General features: G+C 70.2%; 20 protein-coding genes. 11 read left to right on the top strand and 9 right to left on the bottom strand.

Annotated features, from left to right (window positions below):
• Position 1: 1 nt before the first annotated feature.
• Together OHT57_RS35675 and OHT57_RS35670 are read right to left on the bottom strand one after the other, a co-directional pair.
• On the bottom strand, positions 2-1,249 hold the full coding sequence (locus OHT57_RS35675; RefSeq protein WP_328750880.1) for an ABC transporter substrate-binding protein: 1,248 nt from the start codon (positions 1,247-1,249) through the stop codon (positions 2-4).
• A gap of 56 nt (positions 1,250-1,305) precedes the next feature.
• Positions 1,306-2,841 carry a gamma-aminobutyraldehyde dehydrogenase gene (locus OHT57_RS35670; RefSeq protein WP_328750879.1) on the bottom strand — a complete coding sequence of 512 codons (1,536 nt, stop codon included), beginning with the start codon at positions 2,839-2,841 and terminating at the stop codon, positions 1,306-1,308.
• A gap of 210 nt (positions 2,842-3,051) precedes the next feature.
• On the opposite strand from OHT57_RS35670, the gene OHT57_RS35665 reads away from it, so the two are divergent.
• Positions 3,052-3,621 carry an NADAR family protein gene (locus tag OHT57_RS35665; RefSeq protein ID WP_328750878.1) on the top strand — a complete coding sequence of 190 codons (570 nt, stop codon included), beginning with the start codon at positions 3,052-3,054 and terminating at the stop codon, positions 3,619-3,621.
• Here the strand turns inward: OHT57_RS35665 and OHT57_RS35660 are convergent, their stop codons facing one another.
• Entirely contained in the window at positions 3,622-4,335 is a 714-nt protein-coding gene (locus OHT57_RS35660; RefSeq protein ID WP_328750877.1) for a DUF4190 domain-containing protein, read from the bottom strand. It abuts the gene before it with no gap.
• Positions 4,336-4,870: 535 nt separating this feature from the next.
• Between OHT57_RS35660 and OHT57_RS35655 the strand changes: the two genes are divergently transcribed.
• Positions 4,871-5,992, top strand: a complete 1,122-nt coding sequence (locus OHT57_RS35655; protein WP_443053518.1) for an adenosine deaminase — start codon at positions 4,871-4,873, stop codon at positions 5,990-5,992.
• A gap of 31 nt (positions 5,993-6,023) precedes the next feature.
• On the top strand, positions 6,024-6,725 hold the full coding sequence (locus OHT57_RS35650) for a glycerophosphodiester phosphodiesterase (protein ID WP_328750876.1): 702 nt from the start codon (positions 6,024-6,026) through the stop codon (positions 6,723-6,725).
• Here OHT57_RS35650 and OHT57_RS35645 read toward each other — a convergent pair.
• Positions 6,710-7,306 (bottom strand): NADPH-dependent F420 reductase, encoded by a 597-nt coding sequence (locus tag OHT57_RS35645; protein ID WP_328750875.1) that lies wholly within the window; start codon positions 7,304-7,306, stop codon positions 6,710-6,712. The genes OHT57_RS35650 and OHT57_RS35645 overlap by 16 nt on opposite strands.
• Positions 7,307-7,388: 82 nt before the next feature.
• Between OHT57_RS35645 and OHT57_RS35640 the strand changes: the two genes are divergently transcribed.
• A complete protein-coding gene (locus tag OHT57_RS35640) occupies positions 7,389-7,748 on the top strand; it encodes a winged helix-turn-helix transcriptional regulator (protein ID WP_328750874.1) in 360 nt (119 codons plus the stop codon).
• Here OHT57_RS35640 and OHT57_RS35635 read toward each other — a convergent pair.
• Positions 7,730-9,397 (bottom strand): sigma-70 family RNA polymerase sigma factor, encoded by a 1,668-nt coding sequence (locus OHT57_RS35635; protein ID WP_328753417.1) that lies wholly within the window; start codon positions 9,395-9,397, stop codon positions 7,730-7,732. The genes OHT57_RS35640 and OHT57_RS35635 overlap by 19 nt on opposite strands.
• A 279-nt stretch (positions 9,398-9,676) precedes the next feature.
• Between OHT57_RS35635 and OHT57_RS35630 the strand changes: the two genes are divergently transcribed.
• On the top strand, positions 9,677-10,840 hold the full coding sequence (locus tag OHT57_RS35630) for a serine hydrolase domain-containing protein (RefSeq protein WP_328750873.1): 1,164 nt from the start codon (positions 9,677-9,679) through the stop codon (positions 10,838-10,840).
• On the opposite strand, the gene OHT57_RS35625 is transcribed toward OHT57_RS35630, so the two are convergent.
• The 4 genes from OHT57_RS35625 to OHT57_RS35610 form a co-directional block, all read right to left on the bottom strand.
• Positions 10,833-11,363, bottom strand: a complete 531-nt coding sequence (locus OHT57_RS35625) for a hypothetical protein (RefSeq protein WP_328750872.1) — start codon at positions 11,361-11,363, stop codon at positions 10,833-10,835. The two genes, OHT57_RS35630 and OHT57_RS35625, sit on opposite strands and share 8 nt — an antisense overlap.
• A gap of 66 nt (positions 11,364-11,429) precedes the next feature.
• Positions 11,430-11,933, bottom strand: a complete 504-nt coding sequence (locus OHT57_RS35620; protein WP_328750871.1) for a hypothetical protein — start codon at positions 11,931-11,933, stop codon at positions 11,430-11,432.
• 74 nt (positions 11,934-12,007) lie between these two features.
• Positions 12,008-13,198: a polyamine ABC transporter substrate-binding protein gene (locus tag OHT57_RS35615; protein WP_328750870.1), complete on the bottom strand. Its 1,191-nt coding sequence runs from the start codon at positions 13,196-13,198 to the stop codon at positions 12,008-12,010.
• Positions 13,199-13,372: 174 nt separating this feature from the next.
• Positions 13,373-14,812, bottom strand: coding sequence for a gamma-aminobutyraldehyde dehydrogenase (locus OHT57_RS35610; protein ID WP_328750869.1), 1,440 nt, complete (start codon positions 14,810-14,812; stop codon positions 13,373-13,375).
• A gap of 170 nt (positions 14,813-14,982) precedes the next feature.
• Between OHT57_RS35610 and OHT57_RS35605 the strand changes: the two genes are divergently transcribed.
• The 6 genes from OHT57_RS35605 to OHT57_RS35580 all read left to right on the top strand — a co-directional run bounded on the left by OHT57_RS35605 (position 14,983) and on the right by OHT57_RS35580 (position 20,821).
• The gene (locus OHT57_RS35605; protein ID WP_328750868.1) at positions 14,983-15,501 is read left to right on the top strand and encodes an Lrp/AsnC family transcriptional regulator; all 519 of its coding nucleotides are present in this window, start codon (positions 14,983-14,985) and stop codon (positions 15,499-15,501) included.
• 19 nt (positions 15,502-15,520) lie between these two features.
• Positions 15,521-16,885, top strand: a complete 1,365-nt coding sequence (locus OHT57_RS35600) for an aspartate aminotransferase family protein (RefSeq protein WP_328750867.1) — start codon at positions 15,521-15,523, stop codon at positions 16,883-16,885.
• Positions 16,886-17,075: 190 nt separating this feature from the next.
• A complete protein-coding gene (locus OHT57_RS35595; RefSeq protein WP_328750866.1) occupies positions 17,076-17,816 on the top strand; it encodes an ABC transporter ATP-binding protein in 741 nt (246 codons plus the stop codon).
• On the top strand, positions 17,798-19,159 hold the full coding sequence (locus OHT57_RS35590; RefSeq protein ID WP_328750865.1) for a hypothetical protein: 1,362 nt from the start codon (positions 17,798-17,800) through the stop codon (positions 19,157-19,159). Before OHT57_RS35595 ends, OHT57_RS35590 begins: the two co-directional genes overlap by 19 nt.
• A gap of 84 nt (positions 19,160-19,243) precedes the next feature.
• A complete protein-coding gene (locus OHT57_RS35585; protein ID WP_328750864.1) occupies positions 19,244-19,663 on the top strand; it encodes a VOC family protein in 420 nt (139 codons plus the stop codon).
• 36 nt (positions 19,664-19,699) lie between these two features.
• Positions 19,700-20,821, top strand: coding sequence for an LOG family protein (locus OHT57_RS35580; protein ID WP_328750863.1), 1,122 nt, complete (start codon positions 19,700-19,702; stop codon positions 20,819-20,821).
• The last annotated feature ends 121 nt before the right edge of the window (positions 20,822-20,942 follow it).

The following is a 20,942-nucleotide window of genomic DNA, read 5'->3' as shown; positions in this document are numbered from 1 at the left end:
GTCACGCCCCAGTCAGCTTCGCGAACTTCTCTTCAAAGGCCGTCTCTTCCTTCGAGCTCAGTGAGCGGAAGGGGTGGGACTTCGCGGCCATGGCCTTGTCGGGGATGATCAGCGGGTTGTTCGCCGCATCCTGGTCGATCTTCGCCAGCTCGGGCTTCACGCCGTCGACGGGTGAGACGTAGTTGATGTACGCGGCGAGTTCAGCAGCCGGCTTCGGCTCGTAGTAGAAGTCGATGAGCCGCTCGGCGTTCGTCTTGTGGCGTGCCTTGTTGGGGATCAGCATGTTGTCGGTCGACGTCATGTATCCGCTCGCCGGAATGATGAAGTCGATGTCCGGGCTGTCCGCCTTCAGCTGTACGACGTCACCGGCCCAGGCGATACAGGCCGCGAAGTCGCCGCTGGTCAGGTCGGAGGTGTAGTCGTTGCCGGTGAAGCGGCGGATCTGCCCCTTGTCGACGGCCTTCTGGAGCCGTGCGATCGCCGCGTCGTAGTCGTCGGCGGTGAAGTTCGCCGGGTCCTTGCCCATGTCGAGCAGGGTCATGCCGATGCTGTCGCGCATCTCCGACAGGAAGCCGACGCGGCCCTTGAGCTTGGGGTTGTCGAGCAGGTCGGAGACCGACTTCACCTCCACGCCGTCCAGGGCCTTCTTGTTGTAGGCGATGACGGTCGAGATGCCCTGCCACACATAGGAGTACGCCCGTCCCGGATCCCAGTCCGGGTCCCGGAACTGCGCGGACAGGTTGGCGTAGGCGTGCGGGAGGTTGGAGGCGTCGAGTTTCTGGACCCACCCGAGTCGGATGAGCCTGGCGGCGAGCCAGTCCGTCAGCACGATGATGTCGCGCCCGGTGTCCTGCCCCGCCGCGAGCTGCGGCTTGATCTTCCCGAAGAACTCGACGTTGTCGTTGATGTCCTCGGTGTACTTGACGGTGATGCCGGTCTGCTTCTTGAACTGGTCGAGCGTGGGGTGGTGCTTCTCGCTCTTGTCCACGTCGATGTACTCGGTCCAGTTGGAGAAGTGGACGGTCTTCTCCTTGGCCGAGTGGTCGTCCGCGGAGACGCCGCCCTGGGTGGTGCCGGCCGCGGGGATCCCGCAGCCGCTCAGCGCCCCGAGGCCGCCGACCGCGAGCGCGCCGCCCGCGGAGGCACGCATCAGGGACCGCCGGGTCATGGCGGCCCGGCCGCCTCGGAAACTGCGCCGCATGGCGGCCACTTGGGCCGGTGACAGGCGGTCGGGCTCGTACTGCTCCATGCGCTGGTGCCCTTTCGGGAAAGTGGGCGGCCGCGGGTAGGGCGGCCCGAAAACGGCTATCGGTCCCCGAAGATCGTGCGGTGCCAGTCCTTCGCGGCAACCGCAGTGTTGTCGAACATGACGTGCTTGATCTGCGTGTACTCCTCGAACGAGTACGAGGACATGTCCTTGCCGAAGCCGGACGCCTTGTACCCGCCGTGGGGCATCTCGCTGATGATCGGGATGTGGTCGTTGACCCACACGCACCCGGCCTTGATCTCACGCGTGGCCCGGTTGGCCCGGTACACGTCCCGGCTCCAGGCGGAGGCGGCCAGCCCGTACGGTGTGTCGTTGGCGAGCCGGATGCCGTCGTCGTCGCTGTCGAAGGGCAGCACCACGAGGACCGGCCCGAAGATCTCCGACTGGACGATCTCGCTGTCCTGGGCGGCGTCGGCGACGAGCGTGGGCCGGTAGTAGGCCCCCTTGGCCAGCTCCCCCTCGGGCACCTCGCCGCCGGTCACCACACGAGCGTAGGCACGCGCACGGTCGACGAAAGCGGCGACCCGGTCCCGCTGGACGTGGGAGATGAGCGGTCCGAGGTCGGTACCGGCGGCGAACGGGTCCCCGAGCCGTACGGTCTCCATGAGGGCGGCGGTCTTCTCGACGAAGGCCTCGTACAGGGGCCGCTGCACGTACGCGCGCGTGGCCGCCGTGCAGTCCTGCCCGGTGTTGATGAGGGCGCCCGCGACCGCCCCGTTGACGGCGGCCTCCAGATCGGCGTCGTCGAAGACGACGAAGGGAGCCTTGCCGCCGAGTTCCAGGTGCAGCCGCTTGACGGTGGCGAGGGCGATCTCGGCGACCCGCTTGCCCACCGCGGTCGACCCGGTGAACGAGGTCATGGCCACGTCGGGATGCCCGACGAGGTGCTCACCGGCCTCCTTCCCCGTTCCGTTGACGATGTTGATGACACCGTCGGGGATGCCCGCGCGGGTGGCGGCCTGGGCGAAGAGAAGCGAGGTGAGGGGGGTGATCTCGGCGGGCTTGAGCACGATCGTGTTGCCCGCGGCGATCGCCGGAAGGATTTTCCAGGCGGCCATCTGGAGGGGGTAGTTCCAGGGCGCGATGGAGCCGACGACCCCGATGGGCTCCCGCCGCACGTACGACGTGTGGTCGCCGGAGTACTCACCGGCGGACTGGCCCTGGAGATGCCGGGCTGCACCGGCGAAGAAGGCGGTGTTGTCGATGGTCCCCGGGACGTCGAACTCCCGGGTCAGCTTCAGCGGCTTCCCGCACTGCAGCGACTCGGCCCGGGCGAAGTCCTCGGCGCTGTCCGCGAGCACGGCGGCGAACCGGTGCAGGGCGTCCGAACGGTCACCGGGGGTGGTGGCCGCCCAGCCGGGAAAGGCGGCACGGGCCGCGGCGACCGCCGCGTCCACGTCCTCCGCGCCGGCGAGTTCATAGGTGAGGACATCCTCACCGCTCGCGGGGTCCACGACCGTGTGCGTGCGCCCGGAGGTCCCCTTGGTGAGGCGCCCTCCGATGAACTGCGCACCGTCGGCGAACCGCTCCTGGGCCGCGAACCGGTCCGGGGTGGAAGTGCCCGGGTTGTGCATGTCGCTCTCCTCGCCTTCACCCCTCGCGTCCCGAGGGCGGGTGGCGTAGCTCCAGCTCGATTTGAGTGCCGATCCTGACAGAGCAATGACACTCCTACAAGTGATTCCGTTGTTGCCTTTCGGTTACGCGACGGAATCTGTCGACCAGGTGTCGAGTGATCCGCGAAAAGGAAGGACGGAGTGTCAGTGGTACCTGCCAGACTCGCGTGCATGGGGAAGATCACGGGGACGATCGATTCACAGGAAGCCCTGGTCAGGCAGATCCGGGCAGGCGCGAAGGTCAAGTATCTGCACTTCTGGGGCCACCGCCCGCGCCCGGACGGCCGTGTCGGCGCGAGCTGTCTGAGCCAGTGGTGGCCGTCACCGTTCGTGGTGGACGCAGTGGCCTACGCGACCGCCGAGCACTGGATGATGGCGGGTAAGGCGCGTCTTTTCGAAGATCAGGACGCCGAGCGCCGGGTTCTGGCAGCCGGATCTCCGGCTCAGGCCAAGAACATGGGCCGTCTGGTCAGGGGCTTCGACGAGCAGACCTGGCAGCGCGAGCGCTTCGGGATCGTCGTGGAGGGCAGCGTCCACAAGTTCGCGGCACACGACGATCTGCGGCAGTTCCTGTCGAACACCGGCGACCGGGTGCTGGTGGAGGCCAGCCCGGTCGACCGGGTGTGGGGCATCGGCCTCGCCGGGGACGACGAGGCGGCGGGCGATCCCGAGCGGTGGCGCGGTCCGAACCTTCTGGGGTTCGCGCTGATGGCGGCGCGGGAGCGACTCAGAGCCGCCTGATCAGTACTGCTGGACCGCCGTGACGGCGTGCAGGGAGCCGTCGTAGTAGTCGGACTGGTCATCGGAGGTGTCGGAGTTGATGGCGGTCGCGATGAAGACGGCCATCACGGCGATGACGGCGATACCGAGGATCGTCCCGATGATGCCCATGATGAAACCGGCCTGCGCCTGCCCGTGGTTGGTGGCCTCACCCCGCTCGGCCCGCTTGCGTCCCTTGACGCCGAAGACGATGGCGAGGACGCCGAGGACCAGCGAGAGAATGCCGTACATGCAGAACAGGGCGCAGGACAGGATGCCCAGCACCATCGCCGCGACACCCATGCCGTTCTGCGGGGGCAGCGGAGGGGTGGGCCAGCCGCCGTACCCCTGCGGGTAGCCGGGGTAGCCGTATCCGGCGGGGCCACCGGGGCCACCGGGGCCGCCGGGGCCGCCGGGCGCTATGGGCGGGGGCGGTACGGAGCCGGGCACACCCTGGTCCGGGGTGGGGTAGGCGTAGCCGGGAGCGGGGGCGGCGGCGCCGGGAGGCGGGTAGGCGTAGCCGTCGCTCGGCACGGACGTCATCGTGGCCTGGTCGTGCACGGGGGGCGGTTGCGGCGTCGCCGACTGACCGGCACCGGGCGACGGGCTCTTCTCCAGCGAAGGCCCGCTCTCCGGTGGCGCCCACGGGTCCCTACCTGCGCCGGGCTCCCCGTTCGACTGCGTTCCGTCCGTCATGCTCATGTCCCCCTTGGTCGTTGCTGCGGTAATGCTACGGGAGCGCTGCGGGCGGCCGGGGCCGGCCTTGTGCGGGCCCCGCCCGAGGAGGTGCCTCGCAGGTCCCGGGGCGGGTGCGGGTCGGTGGGGGCGAGCGTTTGCGCAGTTCCCCGCGCCCCTTTTACGCCTGCGGCGATCCGCTTCGGGTGCGGTGGGTGGGTCGGGGCCGGGGGGGGGGTGTCCGTCCTCGGTCCGGCGGCTCGGCCACTCGAACAGTGCCCGGTGCCGGACGCCGGCCGCTGCGGGCGGACACCCCCCACCCCGGCCCCTCCGCGCCGTCGGCGACTGACGGCCCGTCGTGGCTCACGCCCGCCTGCATGCGTTGCCCCTTCGCGCCTTACGCGGCCGACGGCCCGTCGTGGCTCACGCCGCCTGTATGGGTTGCCCCTTCTCGCCGTACGCGGCCAGAGGTGCGTTCACCGTCCCCGCCCAGGGGCGCGGGGAACTGCGCGACCGGCCCCCACCGGGCCCGCAGACACCCGACCCCCCGCCTACGATGAAACCGCATCGATCAGCCGATCACCGCGCCACACCGCACCGCACCACCGTGCCCGGCGCCCAGCAAGGGGAGGCCCCCATGACGACGACCGACCACCTGCACACCTTCATCGCCGGCCTGCCCAAGGCCGAACTCCACGTCCACCACGTCGGCTCCGCCTCCCCCCGCATCGTGTCCGAACTGGCCGCCCGCCACCCCGACTCCAAGGTCCCCACCGACCCCGAAGCCCTCGTCGACTACTTCACCTTCACGGACTTCGCCCACTTCATCGACGTGTACCTCAGCGTCGTGGACCTGATCCGCACCCCCGAGGACGTACGGCTCCTGACCTACGAGGTCGCCAGGGAACTCTCCCGCCAGCAGGTCCGCTACGCCGAGCTGACCATCACGCCGTTCTCCTCGACCCGCCGCGGCATCGAGGAGCGCGCGTTCATGGACGCGATCGAGGACGCCCGCAAGGAGGCCGAGAAGGAGTTCGGCACCGTACTGCGCTGGTGCTTCGACATCCCCGGCGAGGCGGGCCTGGAAGCCGCCGAGGAGACGGCACGTCTCGCCACCGACGACCGCGTCCGCCCGGAGGGCCTTGTCTCCTTCGGTCTCGGCGGCCCCGAAGTCGGCGTCCCCCGGCCCCAGTTCAAGCCGTACTTCGACCGGGCGATCGCAGCGGGCCTGCACTCGGTCCCGCACGCCGGCGAGACGACGGGCGCGGAGACGGTGTGGGACGCCCTCACCCACCTCCGTGCCGAGCGCATCGGCCACGGCACCCACTCCTTCCAGGACCCGAAGCTCCTCGCCCACCTCGCCGAGCACCGCATCCCGCTGGAGGTGTGCCCGACCTCCAACATCGCCACCCGGGCCGTCCGCACCCTCGACGAGCACCCGGTCAAGGAGTTCGTGAAGGCCGGGATCATCGTCACGATCAACTCCGACGACCCCCCGATGTTCGGCACGGACCTGAACGGCGAGTACGCGGTGGCGGCAAGGCTCCTGGACCTCGACGAACGGGGTCTGGCCGACCTCGCGAAGAACGCGGTCGACGCGTCCTTCCTGGACGAACCCGGCAAGACCAGGATCAAGGACGAGATCGACACCTACACCGCTGCCTGGCCCGCCCGCTGAGTCCACCCCCTGGGCCCACCACAATGGGCGCATGCACAAGCTGACGGCCGTGGCACACCGCGGCGACCCCTACCGCGTCCGTGAGAACACGATCGGCTCCCTGCGTGCCGCGCTCGACCGGGGCGCGGACGCGGTGGAGATCGACGTACGGCTCACCAGGGACGACGTGCCGGTCCTGCTGCACGACCGGACGCTGAAGCGGCTGTGGGAGCACGACCGGCCCCTGCGGTCCCTGTCTGCGGACGAGGTGCGAGGGCTGACGGACGGCGGGGTGCCGACCCTCGCGGAGGCACTGCGGGCCACCGACGGCCACCGCCTGATGCTGGACCTGCCCGGCACCCGCGAGGTCCACGTGGCCCGCCGCATCGTCGACGTCGTCCGTGAGTGCGGCGCGCAGGACCGCGTCTACTACTGCGCCGACGCCACCGCCATGCTCGCCGTACGCGGAGCCGACCCGTCCGCCGAGATCGCGCTCACCTGGACGACCCTCGCGCCCCCGCGCCCCACTCTCCTGGACGCGGTGAAGCCCCGCTGGCTCAACTACCGTTTCGGCCTGATCGACAAGAACCTCGCCGACCGCACCCACGCCGACGGTTACCTGATCTCCGTCTGGACCCCCGACACCCGCCGTTCGATGCGCCGCCTGGCCGCCCTGGGCGTCGACTCGATCACGACGAACCGCGTGGACGTGCTGTGCGCGCTGCGGGCGCAGGCACGTCAGCTGCCGGAGTGAGCCAGCGGGGGCGCGATCGCCTGCGCGTCCGCCCCCTCCCCGACCCACAGCCGGATCAGCAGCGCGGCGGTCGCCTCCACGAGGCCCGCCCGGTCCAGTCCCCCGGCGTCGAGCGGCTCACAGCCCAGGTCGCGCACGAGTCGCCGTACGACGGTCAGGGCCCCCTCGTCGTCCCCGCACAGCGGCACCGCGAGGGGGCGGCCGTCGAAGACGGGCGGGGTCAGCCGCCAGACGTCCTCATGGCACAGGTTGAAGGCCTTCACGACGTGGGCCGAGGGCACGGCGCAGGCGATGCGTTCGGCGGCCGAGGGTCCGCCCGCCGTGAGCAGACCGAAATCGCGGCCGACCGGGTTGGTGCAGTCGATCAGTACCTTCCCCCGAAGTGCCTCCCCCAGCCCTTCGACAACCTCGACCACCGCCTCGTACGGCACCGCGAGCAGCACCGCGTCCGTCCCGGCCTCCGCCGCCTTCCGCAGCCCGCCGTCCGAGCGGCTCCCGGCGACCACTTCGTGGCCGGCCCGCCGCCACTGTGTGCCCAGTGCGTCCGCCATGCCGCCCCGGCCGATGACTCCCACCCGCATGACGTCTCCTCCTGTTGCCCGGATCTGCCGTTTCTCCGGATCTCCCACGACAGTAGGAAGCCGCTCGGGCACCATTCGGTACGTGACCATCGACCCGGCCTTCCTGGCCGACTGCCGCACCCGGCTCGCCTTCGACCTGGTCTCCAACACCTGGAACGCCGTGCTGATCTGGGCTCTCAAGGACGGACCGGAACGTCCCGGGGAACTGCGGGCGCGCGTCGGCGGGATCAGCCAGAAGGTGCTGACGGAGACCCTGCGCCGACTGGAGTTCAACGGACTCGTCGCACGACGGGCGTACGGCGGTTCACCGCCCCGTGTGGAGTACGAACTGACGGCGCTGGGGCGGACGTTGCTCGCGCCGATCCAGGCCTTCGGCGTCTGGGCGCACGATCACGGGGACGAGGTGGTGGATGCGCAGGAGCGCTACACGCGGGACTCCTGAGCCACGGTCGCCGGGTCGGCCGGGGTCGACCGGGTGAGGTACTGCGGTACGGGGGTGTCGTCCTTGCCGGTGTCGCGGACCAGGCCGTAGCGCTTCGCGCCCTGGGCGGGGCCGGTGGTGATGTCCTTCTCGGCCGCGTCCCAGGTGGAGGGGAAGACGCTGAGGCCGTAGTCGGCGCCGCGTTCGTTCACGGTGAGGGTGACGGTGCCGTCGAGGTAGAAGTACTCGTTCTGCCACATCTGCTGGGTGCCTGCGGGCGGGACGGCGTAGCCAGTGGTCGGGGTGCCCATGCCGGTCGCGGTGGGGTCGGTGGCGCTGACGGGGTCGTCCATGCGGCGGCCGCCGCCCGAGGCGACGTGGAAGAGCCTGCCCGTGAGGCCGGTCCAGGACGGCATGACCAGGCTGCCGGACCGGTACTGCGGTGAGATCTGCCAGCGGACCAGGACATAGCCCCTGCCGGTGAGCGTGACGCCGTCCCCGCGGTGGTTCATGACGGCGTGCGCGCCGCCGGTGCTGGTGATGCCGGTCTCGGGCCGGTGCGGCAGGGCGGCGGGCGGGGTGCCCGGGTCCGGTGCCCGGTCGACGGCGTCGACGACGCTGCCGTAGAGAACCGCCCTGGTCGGTGTCGCCGAGGGTGAGGACGGGGGCGAGGGGGACGAGGACGGTGACGGCGTCGGGGCCGCGGACGGTGCCCGGTGCGTGCTCGCCGCCGTGGGAGCGAGCACGGCGCGCGGTGGCGGGGTGTCCGGGGCCTGGGTGACGACGTACGCGCCGCCCGCAACGATCGTCGCGCCCGCGGTGGCCGCGAGGACGGGGTGGGTGAGCGCGCTCATGACCTTGGCGGACCAGCTCACCGACGCGACCGTGGCGGCCGCGGCCGTCTTGCCGCCCAGGGCCAGGGAGAGCGTGAACCCGACCGGAATGGGCACCAGCGCGATCCCCACGAGGAGCCGCTCGGCCGGTACGACGGACTCGCCGGTGTCACCGCAGTAGCCGCAGCCACGCAGGTGCCGGGCGAGCCGCTTGCGCCAGACGGAGTCGGCGCGGCCGTTCCAGCGTGCGGCCAGTTCGCGCAGGTCAGGGCAGGCGCCGTCGAGGGCGCGGACGATGCCCCGGGAGGTCTCCAGGCGCTCCTTCATCCGCTGGACGCGCACGGCGGCGTGCTGCCGGCTGATGCCGACGGCGGCGGCCAGTTCACGCCGGGTGAGCTCGCCGGCGACCTCCAGCCACCACAGGGACAGTAGTTGCCGGTCCTCGTCGTCGAGCCAGCGCGCCGCCTCCGCGACCTCACGCCGCTGACCCTCCAACTGGAGTCTCAGTACGGTGAGTTCGGCGAAGTCGGCGGCCTCGCGTGCGGCCGACTCGTCCAGCGGGGCGGTGGTTCTGCGGCGCGCCCGGTCCCGTATCTGACGCATGGCGATGGCGACCAGCCAGGACCGGAAGCTGTCCGGGTCGCGCAGGCTGCCGAGGTTGTCGACGGCGCGCAGCATGGTCTCCTGGACGACGTCGTCGACGTCGGCATGGCCGTTCAGGGCACGGCCGACGATGTTGTACACGAGTGGCAGCCAGCCCTCGACGAGCTCGTCCAGCGCCCGCCGGTCGCCGTCCTGTGCCGCCGCGATGGTGTCGCGCCACTGCCGCGTGTCCACGTCGTCCTTCCGTGCCGTCGTCACTTCGTTTCCGCAGGCACACTCTCGGGCGGGCCGGTGATGTTGGCTATGTCGGGGATCACACCGTGGAGACGGAGTGAAGGACTCCGCGATAACACTTTTCTGCACCCCTAGGGGTTCTCCCGCACAACTCCCCTTGCTGCGGCGGCGGTTGCTCGGGGTACGGCCAGGGTCCGGCACCCTCCTCCTCGACGATCCGGGGTCCGGCGCGGCGTCACAGGATGAACACCGACACCCCGACACCCCTGGAGCCGCCTCATGCCCGCCCTCCGCCGCAGGACGGTCCTCGCCGGCTCCCTCGCGCTCGCCCTCTCCCTGGGCGCCGGCCCTCTGACCGCGTCCGCCGCCTCCGCCTCCGCCTCTGGCGCTACCTCCATGTGCAGCTCCTCCGCACCGGATGCCGAGGCGCTGCGCGCGGCGATCGCGGGGCTTCCTGACGGGGACGCCACCGCGGCCCTGGTGCGGATCGGGGGCTGCGGCGGCACCTGGCGCGGCACTTCGGGCGTGCGCGACCTGGAGAGCGGACGGGCCGCCGACCCGAACGGGCGGTTCAGGGCCGGGTCCACGACGAAGGTGGTGACGGCCGCGGCCGTACTGCGCCTGGCGGCCGCGGGCCGGATCGACCTGGACACCCCGGTCCAGCGCTACCTCCCCGGTTTCCTCGGCCGGCAGTTCCGGCCGGTCACCGTGCGGCAGCTGCTCGACCACACCAGCGGCATCCCGGCGGGCGACGGTCTCGGCACCACCTTCGAGGAGGTGTACGCCCACCGCTTCGACACGCTCACCCCGCAGCGCGTCGCAGCGTCCGCAGGCGTGAAGGAGCCGGAGTTCGACCCGGGGAAGCAGCAGCACTACCTCAACATCAACTACACCTTTCTCGGCCTTCTGATCGAGAAGGTCACCGGACGGCCGTACGCCTCCGAGGTCAGGCGGCTGGTGCTGGCGCCGACGGGGATGCGGGACACGTACTTCCCGGGCACCGACCCGCGCATCCTCGGCCCGCACAACCGGGGTTACCAGGCGGTGAAGAAGGCCGACGGGACGACGGAGTTCGTGGACGTCACCGAGTGGAACCAGGCGGACCGGTTCGCGGCCGGGGACATGATCTCCACCACCGCGGACCTGGAGCGCCTGCTCACCGCCCTCTTCCGGGGCCGGATCGTCCCGCGGCCACAACTGGAGGAGATGTTCACCGTCCCGGACCACATAAAGGGCGCGACCTACAGCGCGGGGCTCCAGTGCTACGAGTCGGGCGGCAAGGTCTACTGGGGCAAGTCCGGCGGCCGGTACGGCTACAACTCGGCGATCGCCGCCACCCGCGATCTGAGCCGCACCGTCGTCTACTCGGTCAACGCCACCGACGCGAAGAGCGAGAACGCGAACCCGGTCATCGGCAGGATCATCACGGCTGCGCTCAAGTAGCGGGCACCGCAGGGGTGTTGTGCGGGGCGTCGGCGGCCGCGGTGAGCGCCTCCAGCTGCTTGATCTTCCGCCGTACGACGTACAGCGGGACCACCCCGACCACGCCGAACGCCATGTCGATCACGGTCCACCACAGGGGGATGCCCCGGATCGGTCCGCAGATCAGGGCGAGCGGGACGATGCCCGCACAGGCGATCATCCCGAACTCGACGACCCAGATGTTGCGGACCGGGTCGCGGTAGGGGCCGTAGAAGGCGACCGCGATGACCAGGTGGGCGAAGGCCAGCCAGTCCGTGCCGTAGAGGAGGAAGGGGTAGTCGGAGTCCGCGGTGTCGAGCCCGCGCCGGACGCGCGTGATCCAGTCCGTCAGGGCGTCCGGCGCGGGAAGGTGCCGCAACAGTTCCTCGGCCCAGCGCAGTTCGGGGACCAGCGGAAAGGCCGTGGCTCCGCTGAGGACGAGACAGACGACGAAGAAGACCAACCATGCGCGGATGCCCTTGAGTCGGGCGGCTCTGTCGCTCATGACAGCAGCGTACGCCTGAAATTGAACACGTTCAAAAGAGTTCGAGGAGATGCGCGGTGGTGTGCGTCACCCCTCGGTACGGCCCGCGGACGGCTCGGTCGACGGGGCCCGGGTGGCCGACCCGCCGGTCGAGGCGGACGCGGCGGGACGGGAGGGGGACGAGTCGGAGGGGACGGAGCGGGTGGCGGACGGGGTCGGGCGGGTGGCCTCCGAGGCCCGGCCGGTCGGGCGCCGTTCGGTGGACGCCGGGCTCTGGGGAGGCGACGCGGAGCTGTCGGACGCGGGGGCGGTCGCCGTCGGCGGGGCCATGGGGATCGTCGGGGAGCGTTGGGTGCCTGGGGCGGACGGCCGCAGGGGCAGCACGACGAGCACGCCGACACCGACGGTCAGGGCGGCTCCGGCGGCGGCGCGCAGCAGCTTGCGGCGGGCGGCGCCGCGGCGGATCGCCTCGTAGCGGCCGGGGGGCACACCGAGGTAGTCGGCAGGGGGACGCAGAAGGACGGTGAGCGGGTCGTCGGGGTCGTGGTCCGGGCCCTCTTCAAAGTGTGTGATCAAGGCTTCTGAAGTCATGCGCCTCTCTTGTGCCGACTGCCGACTGCCGACTGCCGACTGCCGATCCTGGTCGCGCATGGGCCCCCGCCCGCCTACAACCCCACGATCGCGTTCCACCGCTTCGCGTACTCCACCCGCTCCTTCGACGTGATGTCCCGCGCGATCACCAGCCGCTTGCGCATCCCGGCGTCCGGGAAGATCAACGGGTTCTCGGCGAGGGAGGCGGTGTCCTCGTCCTTGGAGGAGGACAGGACGTCCTGCGCGGCGGGGACGGGGCAGACGTAGTTGACCCAGGCGGCGAGTTCGGCGGCGACCTCGGGGTCGTAGTAGTAGTCGACGAGGCGTTCGGCGTTGGCCTTGTGCAGGGCGCGGTCGGGGATCATCAGGGAGTCCGACCAGAGTTCCGCGCCCTCCTCGGGGACGACGAAGCGGATGTCGGGGTTGTCGGCCTGGAGCTGGATCACGTCGCCGGAGTAGGCCTGGCAGGCCAGGACGTCACCGGTGACGAGGTCCTTGGTGTAGTCGTTGCCGGTGAAGCGGCGGATGTGGCCGTTCCTGACGTATCTCTCGACCTGGTCGCAGACCTCGTGGAAGTCGTCCGCCGTCCACGAGGTGATGTCGACGCCGTTGCCCTGCATGAGCAGCGCGAAGGCCTCGTCGAGACCGGAGAGAAGGGTGACCCGGCCCTTGAGGTCACTCGCCCACAGGTCCTTGACGTGCCGGATCTCGCGGCCCAGCTTCCTGTGGTCGTACGCGATTCCGGTGATGCCCGACTGCCACGGCACGGTGTGCCTGCGGCCGGGGTCGAAGACGGGTGAACGCAGCAGCGGGTCAAGGTACTTGGTGACGTTCGGCTGGTTCGCGCGGTCCATCTCCTGGACCCAGCCCAGCCGGACGAACCGCGCGCACATCCAGTCGCTCATGACGATCAGATCGCGGCCGGTCTGCTGGTGGTTCATCAGCGCGGGGCTGATCTTGCCGAAGAACTCGTCGTTGTCGTTGATCTCCTCGACGTAGTCGACGGAGATCCCGGTCCGCTTCTCGAAGGCGTCCAGAGTGGGCCGCTTCGTCGAGTCGTTGTCGTCCGTGTCGATGTAGAGCGGCCAGTTCGCCCAGTTCAACCGCTTGTCGGTGGCGGAGCGATCGGTGACGGCCCGGTCGCTCGCGGCCACGTACGCGGCGGGCACACCGCAGCCGGCGAGGCCGCCCAGCACCGCCCCGCCGCCGAGCGCGCGCAGCACAGTCCTACGGGAGAGCGGGGGCGTCCTCGGCGTGAGTGGCATTGCCGCAGCATGCCGCCCCGGACTGTGCGCCGACAATCGACGCAGCGTCGAGCGGAGAGGGGCCCGGCGGACACCCTGTCGAGCACCCAACCCACCCCAGGGGCGCGGGGAACTGCGCGACCAGCCCCCACGCACCCGCGGCCGAAGAACCACACGCGCCCCCGCCCGCAAGAACTACGCGTCCAACGAAGTCATCACGTGCTTGATCCGCGTGTAGTCGTCGAAGCCGTACCCGGACAGGTCCTTGCCGTACCCGGACTTCTTGAACCCGCCGTGCGGCATCTCCGCGACCAGCGGAATGTGCGTGTTGATCCACACGCACCCGAAGTCGAGCTTCTTCGACATCCGCATGGCCCGGCCGTGGTCCTTGGTCCACACGGAGGAGGCGAGCGCGTAGTCAACCCCGTTGGCCCACTCCACGGCCTGTTCCTCGTCGGAGAAGGACTGCACGGTGATGACGGGCCCGAACACCTCGTTCTGGATGATCTCGTCGTCCTGCTTCAGCCCCGACACCACGGTCGGCGCGTAGAAGTACCCCTTCTCACCGACCTGGTGGCCCCCGGTCTCGACCTTGGCGTGCGCGGGCAGCCGCTCGATGAACCCGGAGACCTGCTTCAGCTGGTTCGGGTTGTTGAGGGGACCGAACAGCACGTCCTCGTCGTCCGGCTGCCCGGTCTTCGTCTCGGCGGCGGCCTTCGCCAGCGCCGCCACGAACTCGTCGTGGATCGACGACTGGACCAGCACCCGCGTGGCCGCCGTGCAGTCCTGCCCGGCGTTGAAGAAGCCCGCCACCGAGATGCCCTCGACGGCCTTCGCGATGTCCGTGTCCTCGAAGACGACGACCGGGGCCTTGCCGCCCAGCTCCAGATGGACCCGCTTGAGATCCTTGGACGCGGACTCGGCGACGGACATCCCCGCCCGCACCGATCCCGTGATGGACGCCATCGCCGGCGTGGGGTGCTCGACCATCAGCCGCCCGGTGTCCCGGTCACCGGTGATGACGTTGAAGACGCCCTTGGGCAGGATCGAGCCGATGATGTCGGCGATCAGGACGGTCGACGCCGGTGTCGTGTCCGACGGCTTCAGCACCACCGTGTTGCCGGCCGCGATCGCCGGCGCGAACTTCCACACGGCCATCATCATCGGGTAGTTCCAGGGCGCGACCTGCGCGCACACCCCGACCGGCTCGCGCCGCACGATGGAGGTCAGACCCTCCATGTACTCACCGGCGGAGCGTCCCTCCAGCATCCGCGCCGCACCGGCGAAGAAGCGGATCTGGTCGACCATCGGCGGGATCTCCTCGTCCCGGGTGAGACCGATCGGCTTGCCGGTGTTCTCCACCTCGGCCGCGATGAGCTCCTCGGCCCGCTCCTCGAACGCGTCCGCGATCTTCAGCAGGGCCTTCTGGCGCTCGGCGGGGGTCTTGTCGCGCCAGCCCGGGAAGGCGGCGGCAGCGGCGGCCATCGCGGCGTCCACGTCCGCCGGGCCCGACAGCGGCGCGGTCGCGTACGCCTCACCGGTCGCGGGGTTGACCACCTCGGTGGTCCGTCCGTCGGCGGCGTCCCTGAACTCACCGTCGATGTGGTTACGCAGACGACGCAGTTCGGTGCTCACTGCCGGCCTCCTGAAGGGGTTGGAACTGTCCACTGGCTGAGACACCCACCCTAATCGGCAGGCCCACGTTTTCAACACCCCCGATCGCACCATCGCTGCGAAATCCGCAGGTCTCGGTCACGTAAACGACGGATTTCATCGCCTCGGCCTTGCGGAAGTGTCGAGACGTCGTGCACAGTGACGTCGTGGCCAGTCGAAGCGCAGACCCCAGGGACTCCCGTGAGTCCAGGAACGGCAGCAGCCCCAACCTGGACGCCGTCTCCCTCGCCATCATCGAGCAGCTCCAGGAGGACGGCCGCCGTCCGTACGCCGCGATCGGCAAGGCCGTGGGCCTCTCCGAGGCCGCCGTGCGCCAGCGCGTCCAGAAGCTGCTCGACCAGGGCGTGATGCAGATTGTCGCCGTCACGGACCCGCTCACCGTGGGCTTCCGGCGCCAGGCGATGGTCGGCGTTCACGTCGAGGGCGACGTGGAGTCGGTGGCCGAAGCGCTGAGCGCCATGTCCGAATGCGAGTACGTGGTGATGACCGCCGGGTCCTTCGACCTGATGGTGGAGATCGTCTGCGAGGACGACGACCACCTCCTGGAGGTCATCAACCGGCGCATGCGGGCCATTCCCGGAGTGCGCTCCACCGAGAGCTTCGTTTATCTGAAGCTCAAGAAGCAGACCTACATGTGGGGAACCCGATGACCGTGAGGACCCGATAACCGTGAGCACCAAGGACCTCAGCCAGACCGCGTACGACCACCTGTGGATGCACTTCACCCGCATGTCCTCGTACGAGAACTCCCCGGTCCCCACCATCGTCCGGGGCGAGGGCACGTACATCTACGACGACAAGGGCAAGCGCTACCTGGACGGTCTAGCGGGCCTGTTCGTGGTCCAGGCCGGTCACGGCCGGGTGGAGCTCGCCGAGGCCGCGTTCAAGCAGGCGCAGGAACTGGCGTTCTTCCCTGTGTGGTCCTACGCCCACCCCAAGGCCGTGGAGCTGGCCGAGCGGCTCGCGCACCACGCGCCGGGCGACCTCAACAAGGTCTTCTTCACCACCGGCGGCGGCGAGGCGGTCGAGACCGCCTGGAAGCTCGCCAAGCAGTACTTCAAGCTCACCGGCAAGCCCACCAAGTACAAGGTGATCTCCCGCGCGGTCGCCTACCACGGCACCCCGCAGGGCGCCCTGTCGATCACCGGGCTCCCGGCCTTGAAGGCGCCCTTCGAGCCGCTGGTCCCCGGCGCGCACAAGGTCCCGAACACCAACATCTACCGTGCCGCGCTCTTCGGTGACGACCCGGAGGCCTTCGGCCGCTGGGCAGCCGACCAGATCGAGCAGGAGATCCTCTTCGAGGGCGCGGACACGGTCGCCGCGGTCTTCCTTGAGCCCGTGCAGAACGCGGGCGGCTGCTTCCCGCCCCCGCCCGGCTACTTCCAGCGGGTCCGCGAGATCTGCGACAAGTACGACGTGCTGCTCGTCTCGGACGAGGTCATCTGCGCGTTCGGCCGCCTCGGCACCATGTTCGCCTGCGACAAGTTCGACTACGTCCCGGACATGATCACCTGCGCCAAGGGCATGACCTCGGGCTACTCCCCGATCGGCGCCTGCATCATCTCGGACCGCCTGGCCGAGCCGTTCTACAAGGGCGACAACACCTTCCTGCACGGCTACACCTTCGGCGGCCACCCGGTGTCCGCGGCCGTCGGCCTCGCCAACCTCGACCTGTTCGAGCGGGAGAACCTCAACCAGCACGTCCTCGACAACGAGGGCGCCTTCCGGGCCACCCTGGAGAAGCTGAACGACCTGCCGATCGTCGGTGACGTCCGCGGCAACGGCTTCTTCTACGGCATCGAGCTGGTCAAGGACAAGGCGACCAAGGAGTCCTTCGACGACGAGGAGACCGAGCGCGTCCTGTACGGCTTCCTCTCCAAGGCCCTCTTCGACAACGGCCTGTACTGCCGTGCCGACGACCGCGGAGACCCGGTCGTCCAGCTCGCCCCGCCGCTGATCTCCGACCAGGGGACCTTCGACGAGATCGAGCAGATCCTGCGCGCGACACTGACCGAGGCCTGGACGAAGCTCTAGCCTCAGGCGGTTCAGCCGATAGTACGGCCCGGGGTGCACCCGTCCGAGTGAGATGGGCACACCCCGGGCCGCGTGCTGTCCGGGGTCACCACCCCGTCTCCTTAGCGTGCCTGGTAACCGATCGGCCCTGCTTTCGTTCCCCCGCACGGGGGATTGCAAGGCACAACGGACCAGAACGAGGTGTACGCCCATGGAGGCCCCGCCGGACAACGATGTGCTCTGGGCACGGTCCCTGCACTTCACCCACCGCGACGGCTCACCCGGAATCACCGGTGTCTCGCTGGGCATCCGCGAGGGCGAGATCCTCGCCGTGAGCGGCCCTCGCGGAAGCGGCAAGACGAGCCTTCTGCGCTGTCTGTCCGGTCTGGCGCCGGCCCAGCGCGGCGAGGTCTGGTTCAACAGCGTGCCCGTGCACACGATGGGCCCGATGACCCGGGAGCGTCTGCGCCGTGACCGCTTCGGCTGGATCGACCCCGCCCCGGTGCTCGTCCCGGAGCTCAACGCCTGGGAGAACGCCGCACTCCCCCTCATGCTGCGCGGCACCAGTCGCCGCCGGGCCAAGGTCGCCGCCCTGGAGTGGCTGGAGCGCCTCGACATCGGTGACAGAACCCGCAGACGCCCGCACGAGCTGACCCAGTCCGAACGCCAGCGTGTCTGCATCGCCCGCGCCCTGGCCCCGGCCCCTTCGGTCCTGTTCGCGGACGAACCGACGGCCCCCCTGCACCGCGCGGACCAGGCGCACGTCCTGCGCACGCTCACCACGGCCGCCCGCTCCCACGGCATCACGGTGGTCCTGGCGACGCACGACGCCGACACCGCAGCCCTGGCGGACCGCACGGTCACCCTCCTGGACGGACGCCGGGTGAACACCGTGCACCTGCCCCCGATGGCCGACTCGGAAGGCCGTACCGCGTGCTCGCTCTCCGTCTGACCCGGGGCGCCCGTCCCGCCGTACAACTGCGCCGCCTCCTGGTGGCCATGGCCTCGGCGGGCACGGGCTTCCTCCTGCTGTGCGCCCTCGGATACGCCATCAGCCATCCCGAGGAGCCCCGGGCCGCAGCCCTCCGGCTGGCCTGGTGCCTCACCCCGCTGGCGGCGACGGTCTACTTCGCTCTGGCGGTGGCCCGTACCGATCCGGGCACCCGGCCCCGCCCCGGTCTGTCGGCGATCGGTCTGGGTCCGGCCCGGCTGATGGCCGTCTCCGCCACGACGACGGCCCTGTCCTGCCTCCTCGGTTCGATGCTGGCCCTGCTCTTCTTCCTCCATCTGCGGGGCGACCTGACGGGCATGCCCTTCGACGGAGCGGCGGCGGAGTTCCTGGCCGCGGACACCCCCCTGCCCCTGCCGGCGGCGCTGACCCTGCTGGGCCTGGTGCCGGCGGTCGCGTCGGTGACGGTGGCGCTGGTCCTGCGCCCGCGCGACGACAGACCGGAGTCGGCGAAGAGTGCGGCGAGGGCGTACGGCCGTTTCGGGGCGTACGGCAGGACGGCCGCGAGGGAGACCTTCGGGGCCTACGGCCGTTTCCGCGGCCGCCCTGCTGCGGGCGGCCCTGCCACCGGGGCCGGGGCAGACAGTGTGGCGCGGGTGGGCGAGGGCACCTCCACAGCGACCGTGACCGCGGAGAGCACGACTGCGGACCTCGCTCCGGACAGCCTCCCCCCGATTCCCCGGGAAGCTCCGAGGGGCCTGCCCTGGGGCATCGCCGTGCTCGCCGCCGGCCTGGCCGTCGAGGCCTACGCCAACCGCCCCGGAACCGGCCCGGCCACCCCCCTGCCCGGCGGCCTGGCGGGCACCCCGTCGGTCCTGGTCGGCTGGGTCCTCACCGCTGTCGGCCTCGCGCTGGCGGGCCCCGGCCTCACCCATCTGTGCGGCCGTCTCCTCCAGTCCACCCGCCCCGGCGCCCTGCGCCTGCTCGCGGGCCGCGTCCTCATGACGGAAGCCGCCCGCATCGGCCGCCCGCTCGGCGTCGTCTGCGCCGTGGCGTCCGGCACCTACGCCATGGTCACGCTGTACGGCCCGACCGGCCCCGAAGTCGGCCCGCTGACCACCACCGGCCTGCTCCTGGTCACCTGCTGCAGCATCGCCACACTCCTCACGGCCGCCGTGGAGGCCAAGCAGGCGAGGTCGGACACCACGGCCGCGCTGCTGCGCCTGGGCGCCCCGGCGACCATGCTGCGCAGCGCGGCGGCCCTGCGTGCCGGTGCCCTGCTGGTCCTCTTCGGCCCGCTGACCCTGGTCGTCGCCGAGCTCGCGGCCCTTCCTCTGACCGGCTGAGGAATTTCCGCCCGCGCCGATGACTTCCGCACGGCCCGCCGGTCTACCCACCGATCAGCACGCATTCCGATGGGAGAAACTCCGATGACCTCGCCGACCTACCAGCAGATGATCTTCGTGAACCTGCCCGTGAACGACCTCGACGTATCGAAGAAGTTCTTCACGGAGCTCGGGTACTCGATCAACCCGCAGTTCACCAACGACGACGCGGCCTCCGTCGTCATCAGCGACACCATCTACGCGATGCTGCTCACCAAGCCGTACTACGCGACCTTCACCAAGAAGGAGATCGCGGACACCGCGAAGACCAGCGAGGTCATGGTCGCGCTCAGCGCGGAAAGCCGCGCGCAGGTCGACGAGTTGGTCGACAAGGCACTCGCCGTGGGCGGTACCCCGTCCGGCGCGACCCAGGACCACGGCTTCATGTACGGCCGCTCCTTCGACGACCCCGACGGTCACACCTGGGAGGTCGTGTGGATGGACCCGGCCGTGATCCAGAGCTGACCCACGGGGCGGAACGCAGCGTGCGAGCATGGGCGGGTGCAGACGAGCCCCGCCCATGCGGCACACCACGACGACCATGAGATCGAGACGCTGGAGGAGTTCGACGCGGTCGTCCAGGCCCGCGGCACCCTCTGCGGATTCCGCGTCCAGTCCGTCGATCTGACGGACCGGACAAGGGAGTTGCTGGCCACCGACACCACGGGCGCGGTCTTCCTCGGCTGCCCGATGCGGGAGAACGCGGCCGGAAAGATCCGCGCGGACGGCGCCCTGGTCTTCCCGCCCGTCCCGGACCTGCCCTTCGATCCGTACCGCGGCCTGCTCTACTCCCCCGACGAGTTGTTCGACGGGCTGGAGAAGGGATACGAACAGACCCCCGACGCCCTCGCGTACGCCTGGTTCCAGCGCACCAAGGCCGACGGCGACATATACGCGTCGATGCTGCGCTCCGTCCACGACGATGCCATCTCGGACGCCCTGGACGAACTCCTGCGCGGCACACGGGTCGTGGGAGTCATGGGCGGCCACGCGATGGCCCGCGGCACCCGGGAGTACGCCGGCGCGGCCCGCCTCGGCCGCGAACTGACCCGCGCCGGGCTCACGGTGGCCACCGGCGGCGGGCCGGGCGCGATGGAGGCGGCCAACCTCGGCGCCCACGCGGCCCCCTTCGAGGACTCCATGCTCGACGAGGCGTGCGAACTCCTCGCCACGGCACCGTCGTTCACGCCCTCCATCACCGACTGGGCGCGCGCCGCCTTCGAGGTCCGCACCCGCTGGCCCCGGGGCGGTCGATCCGTCGGCATCCCCACCTGGTTCTACGGCCACGAGCCGCCGAACGCCTTCGCCTCGCACATCGCGAAGTACTTCGCCAACGCCACCCGCGAGGACGGCCTGCTGGCCCGCTCCAACGCGGGCGTGGTCTTCCTGCCGGGCGCCGCCGGGACCGTGCAGGAGATCTTCGACAACGCGACGCCCAACTACTACGAGTCGCGCGGCGAGCCCACGCCGATGGTGCTCGTGAACCGTGCGCACTGGACGGAGCGGCTGCCCACCTGGCCGCTGCTGAAGGCGCTCGCGCGGGAGCGTTCGATGGAGGCCCGAATCGCCCTGGTTGACCGGATCGAGGACGCTCCGGAGGCACTGAAACGTCTCACATCTTAATAAGCAGGCAAAGTCAACACTTGTAGGGCGCTTACACATTGACACTTCTTATGTAGCGCTTATAGACCTGTGAGACTAGTGGGAACGGTGATGTCACATCACCACCCCTTCAGCCCCCCGC

Origin of the sequence: Streptomyces sp. NBC_00285 (assembly GCF_036174265.1) — a bacterium.
Classification (GTDB): Bacteria; Actinomycetota; Actinomycetes; order Streptomycetales; family Streptomycetaceae; genus Streptomyces.
The sequence above is the reverse complement of the archived record's forward strand: the minus strand, read 5'-3'. Positions and strand labels throughout refer to the sequence as shown.

Excerpts from the sequence above, each read along its gene's own strand:
- OHT57_RS35650 (WP_328750876.1), top strand. The coding sequence starts at position 6,024 with ATGCACAAGCTGACGGCCGTGGCACACCGCGGCGACCCCTACCGCGTC.
- OHT57_RS35665 (WP_328750878.1), top strand. The coding sequence starts at position 3,052 with ATGGGGAAGATCACGGGGACGATCGATTCACAGGAAGCCCTGGTCAGG.
- OHT57_RS35615 (WP_328750870.1), bottom strand. The coding sequence starts at position 13,198 with ATGCCACTCACGCCGAGGACGCCCCCGCTCTCCCGTAGGACTGTGCTG.
- OHT57_RS35585 (WP_328750864.1), top strand. The coding sequence starts at position 19,244 with ATGACCTCGCCGACCTACCAGCAGATGATCTTCGTGAACCTGCCCGTG.
- OHT57_RS35675 (WP_328750880.1), bottom strand. The coding sequence starts at position 1,249 with ATGGAGCAGTACGAGCCCGACCGCCTGTCACCGGCCCAAGTGGCCGCC.
- OHT57_RS35645 (WP_328750875.1), bottom strand. The coding sequence starts at position 7,306 with ATGCGGGTGGGAGTCATCGGCCGGGGCGGCATGGCGGACGCACTGGGC.
- OHT57_RS35630 (WP_328750873.1), top strand. The coding sequence starts at position 9,677 with ATGCCCGCCCTCCGCCGCAGGACGGTCCTCGCCGGCTCCCTCGCGCTC.
- OHT57_RS35625 (WP_328750872.1), bottom strand. The coding sequence starts at position 11,363 with ATGAGCGACAGAGCCGCCCGACTCAAGGGCATCCGCGCATGGTTGGTC.
- OHT57_RS35655 (WP_443053518.1), top strand. The coding sequence starts at position 4,871 with ATGAAACCGCATCGATCAGCCGATCACCGCGCCACACCGCACCGCACC.
- OHT57_RS35660 (WP_328750877.1), bottom strand. The coding sequence starts at position 4,335 with ATGACGGACGGAACGCAGTCGAACGGGGAGCCCGGCGCAGGTAGGGAC.
- OHT57_RS35595 (WP_328750866.1), top strand. The coding sequence starts at position 17,076 with ATGGAGGCCCCGCCGGACAACGATGTGCTCTGGGCACGGTCCCTGCAC.
- OHT57_RS35670 (WP_328750879.1), bottom strand. The coding sequence starts at position 2,841 with ATGCACAACCCGGGCACTTCCACCCCGGACCGGTTCGCGGCCCAGGAG.
- OHT57_RS35620 (WP_328750871.1), bottom strand. The coding sequence starts at position 11,933 with ATGACTTCAGAAGCCTTGATCACACACTTTGAAGAGGGCCCGGACCAC.